This window comes from Klenkia sp. PcliD-1-E, from assembly GCF_024124375.1.
Lineage (GTDB): Bacteria > Actinomycetota > Actinomycetes > Mycobacteriales > Geodermatophilaceae > Klenkia.
Genome location: NZ_JAMXRZ010000005.1, coordinates 60,652 through 73,364, shown reverse-complemented (window position 1 = coordinate 73,364; position 12,713 = coordinate 60,652). Strand labels below are relative to the sequence as shown.

13 protein-coding genes are annotated in these 12,713 nt (G+C 73.7%); 10 read left to right on the top strand and 3 right to left on the bottom strand.

Annotated elements, in window-relative coordinates; translation table 11 throughout:
- The 3 genes from NH342_RS02525 to NH342_RS02515 form a co-directional block, all read right to left on the bottom strand.
- Positions 1-430, bottom strand: a 430-nt coding sequence (locus NH342_RS02525; protein WP_253010938.1) for a hypothetical protein, incomplete at its 3' end; no start/stop codon positions are given.
- Positions 427-1,317, bottom strand: coding sequence for an ATP-binding cassette domain-containing protein (locus NH342_RS02520; protein ID WP_253010936.1), 891 nt, complete (start codon positions 1,315-1,317; stop codon positions 427-429). The genes NH342_RS02525 and NH342_RS02520, both read right to left, overlap by 4 nt.
- Positions 1,314-1,940 carry a TetR/AcrR family transcriptional regulator gene (locus tag NH342_RS02515; RefSeq protein WP_253010934.1) on the bottom strand — a complete coding sequence of 209 codons (627 nt, stop codon included), beginning with the start codon at positions 1,938-1,940 and terminating at the stop codon, positions 1,314-1,316. The genes NH342_RS02520 and NH342_RS02515 overlap by 4 nt, the downstream gene beginning before the upstream one ends.
- A gap of 259 nt (positions 1,941-2,199) precedes the next feature.
- On the opposite strand from NH342_RS02515, the gene NH342_RS02510 reads away from it, so the two are divergent.
- From NH342_RS02510 to NH342_RS02465, 10 genes are all read left to right on the top strand, one after another.
- Entirely contained in the window at positions 2,200-3,777 is a 1,578-nt protein-coding gene (locus NH342_RS02510; RefSeq protein ID WP_253010932.1) for an ABC transporter substrate-binding protein, read from the top strand.
- A gap of 71 nt (positions 3,778-3,848) precedes the next feature.
- Positions 3,849-4,808 carry an ABC transporter permease gene (locus NH342_RS02505; RefSeq protein ID WP_253010930.1) on the top strand — a complete coding sequence of 320 codons (960 nt, stop codon included), beginning with the start codon at positions 3,849-3,851 and terminating at the stop codon, positions 4,806-4,808.
- On the top strand, positions 4,805-5,713 hold the full coding sequence (locus NH342_RS02500) for an ABC transporter permease (RefSeq protein ID WP_253010928.1): 909 nt from the start codon (positions 4,805-4,807) through the stop codon (positions 5,711-5,713). Before NH342_RS02505 ends, NH342_RS02500 begins: the two co-directional genes overlap by 4 nt.
- Positions 5,714-5,718: 5 nt before the next feature.
- Complete coding sequence (locus NH342_RS02495; protein ID WP_253010926.1) at positions 5,719-6,729, top strand: ABC transporter ATP-binding protein; 1,011 nt, start codon at positions 5,719-5,721, stop codon at positions 6,727-6,729.
- On the top strand, positions 6,726-7,742 hold the full coding sequence (locus NH342_RS02490) for an ABC transporter ATP-binding protein (RefSeq protein ID WP_253010924.1): 1,017 nt from the start codon (positions 6,726-6,728) through the stop codon (positions 7,740-7,742). Before NH342_RS02495 ends, NH342_RS02490 begins: the two co-directional genes overlap by 4 nt.
- The gene (locus tag NH342_RS02485) at positions 7,739-8,575 is read left to right on the top strand and encodes a M55 family metallopeptidase (protein ID WP_253010922.1); all 837 of its coding nucleotides are present in this window, start codon (positions 7,739-7,741) and stop codon (positions 8,573-8,575) included. The genes NH342_RS02490 and NH342_RS02485 overlap by 4 nt, the downstream gene beginning before the upstream one ends.
- Positions 8,572-9,492, top strand: a complete 921-nt coding sequence (locus NH342_RS02480) for an isoaspartyl peptidase/L-asparaginase family protein (RefSeq protein ID WP_253010920.1) — start codon at positions 8,572-8,574, stop codon at positions 9,490-9,492. The genes NH342_RS02485 and NH342_RS02480 overlap by 4 nt, the downstream gene beginning before the upstream one ends.
- Positions 9,489-10,349, top strand: coding sequence for a MurR/RpiR family transcriptional regulator (locus NH342_RS02475; RefSeq protein WP_253010918.1), 861 nt, complete (start codon positions 9,489-9,491; stop codon positions 10,347-10,349). Before NH342_RS02480 ends, NH342_RS02475 begins: the two co-directional genes overlap by 4 nt.
- Entirely contained in the window at positions 10,346-11,035 is a 690-nt protein-coding gene (locus tag NH342_RS02470) for an SDR family NAD(P)-dependent oxidoreductase (protein WP_253010916.1), read from the top strand. Before NH342_RS02475 ends, NH342_RS02470 begins: the two co-directional genes overlap by 4 nt.
- Before the next feature lie 8 nt (positions 11,036-11,043).
- Complete coding sequence (locus NH342_RS02465) at positions 11,044-12,711, top strand: DUF885 family protein (protein WP_253010914.1); 1,668 nt, start codon at positions 11,044-11,046, stop codon at positions 12,709-12,711.
- The last annotated feature ends 2 nt before the right edge of the window (positions 12,712-12,713 follow it).

Below are 12,713 nucleotides of genomic sequence, written 5' to 3'. Positions count from 1 at the left end.
CCGCGACCCCGGCGCCGACGGCGGCCGAGGCGACCACGCCCACCAGCACCCCGGCCAGCAGCGGTGCGCCGCGGCCGACCGCGCCGGCGCGCACCAGGTCGGTCGTGCCGGCGTCCTCGGCGCCGCGGGTGTGCCGCACGACCAGCAGCACCGCCATGAGCGCGGTCGCCACCAGCACCGACAGCAGCAGCTCGTTCGCGACCATCGCGGCGAGCGTGTAGTCCCCACCCACGCCGTAGCCGGGCCCGGACAGCAGGACGCCGGCCGGGGTGCGCACCGCGGCCGCGCGGGCGTCCCGGTCGGCGGCGGTCGGGTAGACCAGGTGCAGCGCGACGACGGCGTAGACGGTGACCGCGGTCAGCGCGGAGACCCAGACCTGCACCCGGCGCCGGTCCTGGGTCAGCGCCGCGCGCAGCAGCACCCCGGTCACCCGGCGTCCCCGGTGTAGTGCCGCAGGAACAGCTGCTCCAGCGACGGCGGCGCCACGGCCAGGTCGGTCAGACCCAGGGCGGCCAGCCGGGGCAGGACGTCGTCCAGCCGGGCCCGGTCGAGCCCGAAGGTGACCCGGCCGCCGTCCACGGCGAGGTCGGCGACACCGGGCAGGCCGGCCAGCACCTGCGGGTCACCGGTCAGCCGGGCGGTGACGGTGAGCGCGGTGAGGTGCCGCAGGTCCTCCAGCGAACCCGACTCCACGGTGCGCCCGGCCCGCACGATCGTCACCGTGTCGCACAGGGCCTCGACCTCGTCGAGCAGGTGGCTGGACAGCAGCACCGCCCGGCCGGCGTCCCGGGCCTCCCGGACGCACTGCCGGAAGACCTCCTCCATCAGCGGGTCGAGACCGCGGGTGGGCTCGTCGAGCAGCAGCAGGTCGACGTCGGCCGAGAGCGCGGCGACCAGGGCGACCTTCTGCCGGTTGCCGGTGGAGTAGGTGCCGACCCGGCGGGTGGGGTCGAGCTCGAAGCGCTCGACCAGCTCGTCCCGCCGCGGGGACGGCGTCCCGCGCAGCCGGGCCAGCAGGTCCATGGTCTCCCCGCCGGTCAGCCGGGGCCAGAGCGCGACGTCGCCGGGGACGTGGGCGACCCGGCGGTGCAGGGTGACCGCGTCGGCCCACGGGTCGCCGCCCAGCAGCCGCACGGTGCCGTCGTCGGCGCGCAGCAGCCCCAGCAGCACCCGCAGCGTGGTCGACTTGCCGGCACCGTTGGGGCCGAGGAAGCCGGCGACGGTGCCCGGCTGCACCACCAGGTCCAGGCCGTCGAGTGCGGTGACCGGGCCGAAGGCCTTGCGCAGGCCGGCGACCTCCACGACCGGGGCGCTCACGACCCGGCCCCCGCCAGCCAGCCGTCCAGCACCGCCGAGTCGGCGAGCAGGCCGTGCGTGTACAGCTCCAGCGCGGGCAGGGTGCGGGCGTCGGCGTAGGCGCGCAGCACCGGCCGCAGGTCGCCGTCCACCGGGGGGTGCCGGCGGGTGAAGGCCAGCAGCGTGCCGATCCCGACGTCCACCAGGTGGGCCGCGCGGGCGGCGGGGTCGCGGCTGGGCTTGACCGTGCCGGCCTCGACCGCCTCGGCCAGGCCGCGCTCGGCGTCGGCGGTCATCCGGCCCAGGACGGTGGTGGCCAGCGGGCCGCCGGCGACGAAGGTCTGCAGCAGGTAGCCCACCAGCGGGGCGAACTCCTCGACCTGGCCGAGCGTGGCCAGCATCGCCGCCGGACCCCCGGCCAGCGCGCCCGTCTCGGTGTCGTGCAGCCGGTCGAGCACGTACTGGTCGCAGGCCGTGCGCAGGCCGTCCTTGGAGCCGTAGTGGTGGCCGAGCAGCCCGGGGGAGACCCCGGCGTCGGCGGCGATGGTGCGGACGGACGCGCCGAACCCGTCCGAGGCGAACCGCGCGACCGCGGCGTCCCTGATGCGGGCCCGGGCGGTCCGGTCGGCGTCGGCTGAACGCATGTCCAGCACGCTAGACGCGCGTTCAGCCAGGCACCACGGTTGTCGTCATTAAGAAGTTACAAACGTAACGAGAAGGAGCCTCTTGGCTGTCGCTGTAATGAACGCTACGTTCGCCTCACCCGGACGGGCGACCCCCGAGGAGACCCCTCGACCGCCCCGCCGGGGGCCGGCAGCTCGTCCCCGCACGCCCTCCGCGCGCTCTGCTCGCGGCCCCCCACCCTCCCCGCACCCGGTGCGGGCGACCCGACGAGGACCGTCGATGACACGCACATCCCGCACCCGGTACGCCGCCGTCCTGGCCGCGTCCGCGGTGGCCCTCGCCGCCTGCGGCGGCGGCTCCAGCAGCAGCAGCGCCGGTGGCGGCGGAGGTGACCCCGTCCAGGGCGGGGACCTCACCATCGCCCGCGCCGCCGACGCCATCTCGATGGACAAGACGACCACGTTCGACAACAACTCCATCTACGTGATGGAGCAGATCATGGAGCCGCTGTTCACCGTCAGCGACGACGGCACCGACGTCGAGCCCTGGCTGGCCAGCGACTACTCCGTCAGCGACGACCAGCTGACCTACACCATCGACCTGCGCGAGGGCGTCGACTTCAGCAACGGCGACCCGGTCACCGCCGAGGACGTGAAGTTCTCCCTCGACGAGAACACCGCCACCGGCGGCGACGGCTGGGGCTTCATCAACGCCGCCATCGACTCGGTCAGCGTGGTCGACGACTCCACCGTCTCCATCCAGCTCAAGTACCCCTGGGCGCCGCTGCTGGCCGACCTCTCGCTGTTCGCCAACGGCATCATCCCGGCCAACTACGGCGGGCAGACCGCCGAGCAGTTCTACGAGGCCCCGGTCGGCACCGGTCCGTTCGTGTGGGACGAGTGGCAGCGCGGCCAGTACCTCAAGCTGGACGCCAACCCCGACTACTGGGGCGGCCGCAACGGCCACGCGCCCTACCTGGACAGCGTGACCTGGACCGTCGTCCCCGACGCCAACACCCGCAAGCTGCAGCTGCAGGGCGGCCAGATCGACATCGACGACACCCCGGACTGGTCCAGCTTCCAGTCGCTGTCATCCACCCCCGGCGTCACCGCGACGGCGTTCCCGTCGACCCGGATGGACTACATCGCCTTCAACCAGCAGGTGCAGCCCTTCCAGGACGTGCACGTCCGCCGCGCCATCGCCTACGCCCTGGACCGGGAGTCCATGGTCAGCGCGGTGCTCTACGGCAACGGCCAGCCGGCGAACTCCCTGCTGAGCCCCGGCACGCCGTACTACGACGCCGACGTGCAGGGCCCCACCTTCGACCTGGACCAGGCCAAGCAGGAGATGGCTCAGTCCAGCGTCCCCGAGGGCTTCTCCACCAGCCTGCTGATCGCCTCCGGTGACCCCAACCAGGCCTCGATCGCGCAGATCATGCAGACCCAGCTCGCCGAGCTCGGCATCGACATGCAGATCCGCCAGCTGGACCCGACCGCCAACAAGCAGGCCCGCCTCGCCTCGGACTTCGACATGACCATCTCCGCCTGGACCATGGACATCCCGGACCCCGACGAGTGGACCTCCTTCGCGGTGGACCCGGACGGCGGCTCGCACTCGGCCTTCACCTACTGGGACGACCCCACGGTGATCGACCTGAACAAGCAGGCCCAGCAGGAGCTGGACACCGACGCCCGCCAGGACCTGTACACCCAGATCCAGCAGCAGGCCGGCGACAGCGCCTTCCTCGCCTACCTCTACTACTCGCCCTACGCCTACGCCATGACCGACGCGGTGCAGGGCTTCCAGGTGACGCCCCTCGGCAACTACCACCTGGAGGACGTCTACAAGACGCAGTGAGCCCGACCCCGGGGGCGGCTCCGCGCCGCCCCCGGGGCCCTCCACCCACAGCGCACCGAGGAGGTGGGCACGTGCTCGACCGGCTCCGATTCGTCCCCGGACGGCTGCTCCAGGCGATCCCCGTGGTCTTCGGGGTGACGATCGTCGTCTTCTTCATGGTCCACCTGCTGCCGGGCAACCCGGCGCTGGCGCTGCTGGGCCAGACCGCCACCCCCGAGCGGGTCGCGGCGCTGAACAGCCAGCTCGGCCTGGACCAGCCGCTGTGGGACCAGTACTTCCGGTTCCTCGGCAACCTGGTGCAGCTCGACCTCGGGCAGTCCATCACCTACCAGCGGCCGGTCGTCGAGCTCATCGGCGACGCCGTCCCGGTGACGCTGTCGCTGCTGGCCTACGCGCTGGTGCTCTCCCTGGTGATCAGCGTGCCGCTGGCCGCGCTCGCCGCCAGCGCGCCCGGCCGGGTCCGCGACGCCGCCGTCCGCGTGTTCACCCTGCTCGGGCAGGGCATGCCGCAGTTCTGGGTCGGCATCATGCTCATCCTGCTGCTGGGCGTGAAGGCGCAGGCCTTCCCGGTCGGCGGGTACGGGCAGACCCCCGGCGAGCACCTCTACTACCTGTTCCTGCCGGCCCTGACGCTGGCGATCGCCATGTCGCCGACGACGATCCGCAGCCTGCGGGCCTCCACGATCGGCGTGCTGGGCTCGGACCACGTCGCCACCGCGCGCAGCAAGGGCGCCGCGGGGACGACGTTGTTCCGCCGGCACGTGCTGCGCAACGCCGCCATCCCGACCGTGTCGATCATCGGCGTCAGCCTCGGTTACCTGGTCGGCGGCTCGCTGGTCATCGAGAAGGTCTTCGCCGTCCCCGGGCTCGGGTCGCTGATGGTGAACGCGATCTTCGCCCGGGACTTACCGACCATCCAGGCCGTCGCGCTCGTCGTCGCCCTGTTCGTGGTGGTCGTCGGCATCGTCACCGACGTCGTCTACACCGCCATCGACCCCCGCGTGGACCTCGCCACCAAGGAGCGGGCATGACCACCACCCCGGCACCCCCCGCCGTCCTGGCCAGCCAGGCCGCCGACGCCGCCCCCGACCCGGTCCGCCCGGCGCGGTCGCGGACGCTCAAGCCCTGGTACCGCAACGGCACCCTCGTCGTGGGGCTGGTCGTCGTCGGCCTGCTCGTGGCGGTCGCGGTGTTCGCCCCGCTGCTGGCGCCCTACGACCCGATCAAGCAGGACCTGCCCAACGCGCTGCAGGGGCCCGGCGCCGAGCACTGGCTGGGCACCGACAAGTACGGCCGCGACGTGCTGTCCCGGCTCATCTGGGGCGCCCGGGTCGACCTGCGGATCGGCTTCCTCGCGGTGCTCATCCCGTTCGTCGTCGGCACCGTCGTCGGCGCGCTGGCCGGCTACTTCGGCGGCTGGTTCGACACCGTGGTCATGCGCGTGGTCGACGTGTTCTTCGCCTTCCCGTTCTACGTGCTGGTCATCGTGCTGGTCTTCGTCCTGGGCGCCGGCGAGAGCAGCATCTACCTGGCCATCGCCGCGGTCTCCTGGGTCGCCTACGCCAAGATCATGCGCGGGGAGCTGCTGGTCGCGAAGAAGCAGGACTACGTGACGGCGGCGCGGTTGGGCGGCATGTCGCACGGCCGGATCCTCGTCAAGCACATCGCGCCGAACGTGCTCTCCCAGGCCCTGATCTACGCCTGCAGCGACATCGTCATGGACATCATGGCCATCGTCACCCTCGGCTACCTGGGCCTGGGGATCGCCCCGCCGACCGCCGAGTGGGGCTCGATGATCCTCGACGGCCAGGAGTTCATCACCACCCAGTTCCTGCAGGCCACCATCCCCGGCCTCGCCGTCGTCGTCACCAGCCTGGGCCTGTCGCTGCTGGGCGACGGCCTGTCCGACCAGCTGTCCCCGGAGCGCCGGAAGTGAGCACCGTGAGCACCCAGCCCGCCCCGTTCCGGGCCGGCCTCGACGAGACCGTGCCGCTGCTGCGGGTCCACGACCTGTCGGTCGGGACGTCGGGCGCGACCATCGTGGACGGCGTCTCCTTCGACGTCGCCGCGGGCGAGCGCACCGGCATCGTCGGGGAGTCTGGCTCGGGGAAGTCGCTGACCCTGCGCGCGATCGCCGGGCTGCTGCCCCGCGGCGTGCGGGTGACCGGCGGGGCCGTGGAGTACGGCGGCACCGACCTGCTGACCATGCCCGCCCGGCGGCGGCGCGCCCTCATGGGCCCGGAGATCGCGATGGTCTTCCAGGAGCCGATGACCGCGCTCAACCCGGTCATGCGGGTCGGCGACCAGATCGCCGAGGGCCCCCGCCGGCACCTCGGGCTGGGCAAGGCCGAGGCCGCGGACCTGGCGGTGCAGATGATGGCCCGCACCGGCATCCCCGACCCCGCCCGCCGGGCGCGGGCCTACCCGCACGAGCTCTCCGGCGGCCTCCGCCAGCGGATCATGATCGCGATGGCGGTCTCCTGCGGGCCCCGGCTGCTGCTGTGCGACGAGCCCACCACCGCCCTCGACGTCACCGTGCAGCTGCAGGTGCTCAAGCTGCTGGAGCGCCTCTGCGAGGACACCGGCACCGCCCTGGTCTTCGTCACCCACGACCTCGCGGTGGTCAACCAGACCTGCTCGGCCGTGGACGTCATGTACGCCGGGCACGTCGTGGAGTCCGGGCCGGTCGCGGAGCTGTTCACCACCCCGAAGCACCCCTACACCCGCGGCCTGCTGGAGAGCGCACCCGACTTCGACCGGCCCGACCGCGAGCTGGTGCCCATCCCGGGCTTCCCGCCCAACGTCGCCGACCGCGGACCGGGCTGCCCGTTCGCCCCGCGCTGCGGCTACGTCGTCGACACCTGCCGGACGGCGATGCCGCCGCTGGCCACCGTCGCGCCCGGCCGGCTGGCCGCCTGCTTCGAGACCGACCGGCTGGGGGATGAGCTGTGAGCGAGACCGCCGTGCAGCTGACCGGGGTCACGAAGACCTACGCCACCGGGACGTCGTGGCTCGCCCGGCTCACCCGGCGGCGCGCCGCGACCCTCACCGCGGTGGACGGCGTGGACCTCGAGCTGCGCCGCGGCGAGGTGCTCGCCCTGGTGGGGGAGTCCGGGTCGGGGAAGTCGACGCTGGCCAAGATCCTGGTCGGCAGCACCAGCCCGACCACCGGCACCGTCGAGCCCACCGGCCGGGGCAAGGCCGCCGCCCGCCGGGTGCAGATGGTCTTCCAGGACCCCTACAGCTCGCTCAACCCGCGGCTGACCGTGGGTGCGGTGCTGGCCGAGCTGCTGCGGCTGCACGACGTCGTGCCCCGGGCCGAGGTGCGCGCGGATTGCGAGCGGCTGGTCAACCTGGTGGGTCTGGAGGCCGACGTCCTGGACGCCTACCCCAGCCAGTTCTCCGGCGGCCAGCGGCAGCGGCTGGCCATCGCCCGCGCGCTCGCCGTCCGGCCCGACGTGCTGGTCGCCGACGAGCCGGTGTCGGCGCTGGACGTGTCGGTGCAGGCCACGGTGCTCGACCTCATCGCCCGGCTGCGCGCCGAGCTCGGCCTGTCGGTGCTGTTCATCGCGCACAACCTCGCCGTCGTGCAGCACCTGGCCGACCGGGTCGCGGTCATGTACCTGGGCCGGGTCGTCGAGGTCGCGCCCACCGCCGAGCTGTTCGCCTCGCCCCGGCACCCCTACACCCGCGCGCTCATCGACTCCATCCCGCGGATGACCGCCGGCAGCGTCAACGACGACTTCGAGCTGGACGGCGAACCGCCCAGCCCCTACGACGTCCCGGCCGGCTGCCGGTTCCACCCGCGCTGCCCGCTGGCCACCGACGAGTGCCGGGCCACCGACCCCCCGCTGCTGGAGGTGGGGCCGGCGCGCGAGAGCGCCTGCCTGCACGCCGACCAGCTCGCCACCCTCCCCCTCCCCGAGCCCGAACACGCACCCGAGCCACTGGAGCCGCAGCGATGAAGACCTGGATCTCCTTCGACATGGAGGGGGTGGCCGGCATCGTCGACTGGGACCAGTGCCGGCCCAGCGGCGGCGCCCGCTACGAGCTGGGCTGCCAGCTCATGCTCGCCGAGGTCAACGCCGCCATCGAGGGCGCGCTGGCCGGCGGGGCCACCGAGGTCCTGCTCAACGACAGCCACGGCACCATGGCCAACCTCGACCCCCGGGCCGTCGCCGGCGGCGCCCGCTACATCGGGGGCCGGCACAAGCCGCGCTACATGGTGCAGGGCCTGGACGAGACCGTCGACGCGGTCTTCCTGGTCGGCTACCACGGCTCGATCTCCGGGGCGCCGTCTTCGCTGAGCCACACCTACAACCCCGAGGTGTACGCCGGCGCCCGGGTCAACGGCACCCCGGTGGGGGAGAGCGGCATCAACGCCCTCGTCGCCGAGCACCACGGCGTGCCCATCGCCTTCGTCTCCGGCGACGCGGTCACCTGGGCCGAGACCGAGCCGTTCGCGCAGGGCGCGGTGAACGTGCAGACCAAGACCTCCATCACCCGCTTCGCCGCGGACAACCTGCACCCCACCGAGAGCTGCCGGCTGATCCGCGAGGGCGCCGAGGAGGCCATGCGCCGGGTCGCCGCCGGGTCGGTCGCCACGCCGGGCATCACCCGGCCGGCCACCCTGGAGCTGGACGTGCAGACCGGCGACATGGCCGAGGTCGCCACCTGGGTGCGCGGCGTCGAGCGGGTGTCGGAGCGGACCATCTCGATCAGCGGTGACGACCTGCTGGAGGTCTTCACCTCCTTCGTGGCCACGAACTACATCACCCGCCAGGCCGGTGGCCGGTGACGACGCAGCTGTTCACCGCGCCGCCCACCGCGGGCGGCTGGTCGCTGGTGCTGCACGGCGGCGCCGGCGGCCGGGTCGAGGAGCTCTCCCTGGAGGCCGCGGCCGACTACTCCGCCGGGCTGCGCACCGCCTACCGGGCCGGTTCCGACGTGCTGGCCGCCGGCGGCAGCGCGCTGGACGCGGTCTGCGCCACCGTCGAGGCGCTCGAGGACGACCCGCTGTTCAACGCCGGCCGGGGCGCGGCGCTCACCGCCGCCGGCACCGCCGAGCTCGACGCCAGCGTGATGACCGGTGACGGCCGGGCCGGTGCGGTCGCGGCCTGCCTGCATGCCCGCAACCCGGTGCACGCCGCCCGGCACGTCATGGAGCACAGCGCCGCCGTCCTGCTGGTCGCCCCGCCGCGCGCCGTGCTGGAGGACTGGGGGCTGACCACCGTCGAGCGGGACTACTTCCTCACCCCCGCCCGCCAGCAGCAGCTGCGCAACGTGCAGGACGGGGTGCTGCAGGGGTCCCGGCACGGCACGGTCGGTGCCGTCGCGCGCGACGTGCACGGCCGGATCGCCGCCGCCACCTCGACCGGCGGCATGGTCGACCAGACCGAGGGACGGGTCGGGGACACCCCGGTCGTGGGGGCGGGCACCTACGCCCGGGACGGCGTCGCGGCGATCTCCTGCACCGGGCACGGCGAGGCGTTCATCCAGGGGGTCGTCGCGCACGACTTGGCCTCCCGGGTGCGCTACCTCGGCACCCCGCTGGAGCAGGCCGTCGCCGACACCGTCGCCGCCGAGCTGGACCCCCGCGGGGCGATCGGCGGGCTGATCGCGGTCGACGGGGACGGGCGGATCGTCGTCGGCCACAACAGCCCGGCGATGTTCGCCGCCTACTCCGACGGCACCCAGGTGGTGACCCACACGTGACCGCGCTGCGCGACGAGGTGTTCGCCCGGATGGACGAGCTGTCCCCGGCGGAGAAGAAGGTGGCCCGCACGCTGCTGGCCGACTACCCCGGCGCCGGCCTGGCCAGCGCCGCGCAGCTGGCCAAGACCGCCGGCACCTCGACGCCGACGGTGCTGCGGCTGGTCACCCGGATCGGGCTGGGCAGCTACCCGGAGTTCCAGCAGCGGCTGCGCGAGGAGGTCAGCCAGCAGCTCAACTCCCCGGTCAGCCGGGCCAGCGAGCGGCTCACCGGCGAGGGCGACGGCACCCTGTTCCACCGCTCCGTCGGCCAGCGGCTGGACCTGGTCGACCGGCTGCGCGCCACCGTGCCGCCGAGCGAGTTCGACGCCGCGGTGGAGCTGCTGGCCACCGCCACCGGCGGCATCGTGGCCAGCGGCGGCTACTTCTCCCGGTACATGGCGCAGATCCTGGTCATGCAGCTGGACCAGCTGGTGCCCGCGGTGGAGCTGGCCACCGAGCCGCTGGGCCGCGACATCGGCCGCTACCTGGCGATGGGCCGCGGGTCGGTCGCCGTCGTGTTCGACCTGCGCCGGCACGAGCTGCCCGCCCAGCAGGTGGCGGCGCTGGCCCGCAGCCGGGGCGCCGCCGTCCTGGTCATCACCGACGAGGAGATGTCCCCGGCCGCCGACGACGCCGACGTGGTGCTGCCCGTCGCGGTCGACGGCGTGCCCTTCGACTCCTTCGCCGCGCTGATGGTGCTGGTCGAGGCGGTCGTGGAGGGGGTGTTCCAGCGGGTCGGGCAGGCCGGTCTGGACCGGATGCGGGACTGGGAGCAGTCCGTGCAGATCCACCGCGCGTTCCGGGTGGGCCCGGCATGAAGGGGCTCACCGCGCTCGTGACCGGCACCGGGCAGGGCATCGGCGCCGCCATCGCCGACGCGCTCGCCGACGCCGGGGCCACCGTGCACCGCGCCGACCGGGACACCGTCGACCTGTCCGTCCGCGCCGAGGTCGAGGACCTGGTCAGCCGTATCGGCCGGGTCGACGTGCTGGTCAACTGCGCCGGCGGCGTGGTCGGGCAGACGCACACCCCGCTGGAGGACCTGACCGACGAGGCCTGGGACGCGATCTACGACGCGAACCTGCGGACGACGCTCAACTGCACCCGCGCCGTCGTCGGCGGCATGAAGGAACGCCGGTTCGGCCGCATCGTGGTCATCTCCTCCGGCGCCGGGCGCAGCGTCAGCCTCACCGGCATCCAGGCCTACGCCTCGGCCAAGGCCGCCCAGATCGGGCTGACCCGCCAGCTCGCGCACGAGCTCGGCCCGCACGGCATCACCGTCAACGGCGTCGCGCCCGGCTTCGTGCTGTCCAACCCCACCACCCGGGCGCAGTGGGAGTCCTACGGCGAGGCCGGCCAGCAGGCGCTGCTGGAGAAGATCGCCGTCCGTGCCACCGGCACCCCCGCCGACATCGCCCGCGGGGTGCTGTTCTTCGCCGACCCCGCCGCCGGGTGGGTCAGCGGCCAGACGCTGTCCATCGACGGCGGCCACTCGCTCTTCTGAGGAGTCCCATGACCAGGCTCGACGAGCTGGGCGAGCGGTACTTCCGCCTCCAGCACACCTACGACCCCTACAACGCCACCCTGCTCGGCATCCCCGACTTCGACGGCCTGGCCGGCGACCCGTCGGTCGAGGCCAGCGACGCCGCGGCAGCGGACCTCGCCGCGATCGGCACCGAGCTCTCCGGCATGGACACCGCCGGGCTGTCCGAGGCCGAGCAGGTCGACCACGGCGTGCTCACCGCCCTGGCGCACGGCGCCTCCCGCGACGCGCACCACGCGCTGTGGGCGGCCAACGCCTCGGCCAAGGGCTACGTCAGCCGACAGGGCCTGGTCTTCCAGGCCGTCCCCGCGATGACCGTGACCGACGCCGACTCCCTGGACCGGTACCGCTCCCGGCTGGCCGGGATCGGCGGGTTCCTCACCGCCCTCGGCGAGCGGTACGAGCTGGAGGCCGGGCGGGGGCGGGTGCCCACCGAGCTCGGCGTCCGGCACGCGATCGGCCAGCTCGAGGGCCACCTGCGCGCCGACCTGGACGACGACGTGCTGCTCACCCCCGTCCGCGGCGCCACCGAGGGCCACCGCGACGTCGTCGCCGACTCGGTCCGGCCGGCGATGGCGGCGCTGGCCGAGACGCTGCGCGGGCTGCTGCCGCTGGCCCGGCCCGACGACCGGGTCGGCATCTCGCACGTCCCCGGCGGTGCCGAGGCCTACGTCGACGCCGTCGCCCGGCACACCACCACCGACCTGACGCCCGAGCAGGTGCACCGGATCGGCCTGGACACCCTCGCCGAGCTGGCCCCGCGCTGGACCGACGTCGGGCAGCGGGTGCTTGGGGAGAGCGACTTCGCCGCGATCGTGTCCCGGCTGCGCACCGACCCCGCACTGCGGTTCGAGACCAGCGACCAGATCGTCGCCGTCGCCCAGGCCGCGCTGGAGCGGGCGCAGGCGGCGCAGGAGGACTGGTTCCCGCACTACGACATCGCGCCCTGCGTGCTGGAGGAGATCAACCCCGTCGACGCCGAGGGATCGGCGATGGCCTACTACCGCCCCCCGGCTGCTGACGGCTCGCGGCCGGGGGCGCACTGCCTGCTCACCACCCACCCCACCGAGCGGTTCCGGTTCGAGTACGAGGCGCTGGCCTTCCACGAATCGGTGCCGGGCCACCACCTGCAGCTGGCCAGCGCGCAGACCCTGGACCTGCCCCGCTACCGGCGGCACCTCGACGTCGAGGCGTGCAGCTTCAACGAGGGCTGGGGCCTGTACGCGGAGTCCCTCGCCGAGGAGATGGGCCTGTACTCGACCGACACCGCGCTGTTCGGGATGCTCAGCTTCGCCGCGCTGCGGGCCTGCCGGCTGGTCGTGGACACCGGCATGCACGCGATGGGCTGGTCCCGCTCCGACGCGGTCGAGTTCATGCTGGCGCACACCGCGACCACCCGGGAGCACGTGGTCAGCGAGGTCGACCGGTACGTCTGCTGGCCCGGCCAGGCACTGGCCTACACCGTCGGACGGCGGGAGATCGGCCGGCTGCGCGCCCGCACCGAGGCCGAGCTCGGCGACCGCTTCGACCCGCGCGCCTTCCACGGCGCCGTCCTGGCCCACGGCGCCCTGCCGCTGGCCGTGCTCGACCGCACCGTCGCGCGCTTCAGCGCCGGTGTCGCTGCAGAGGGGAACTGATC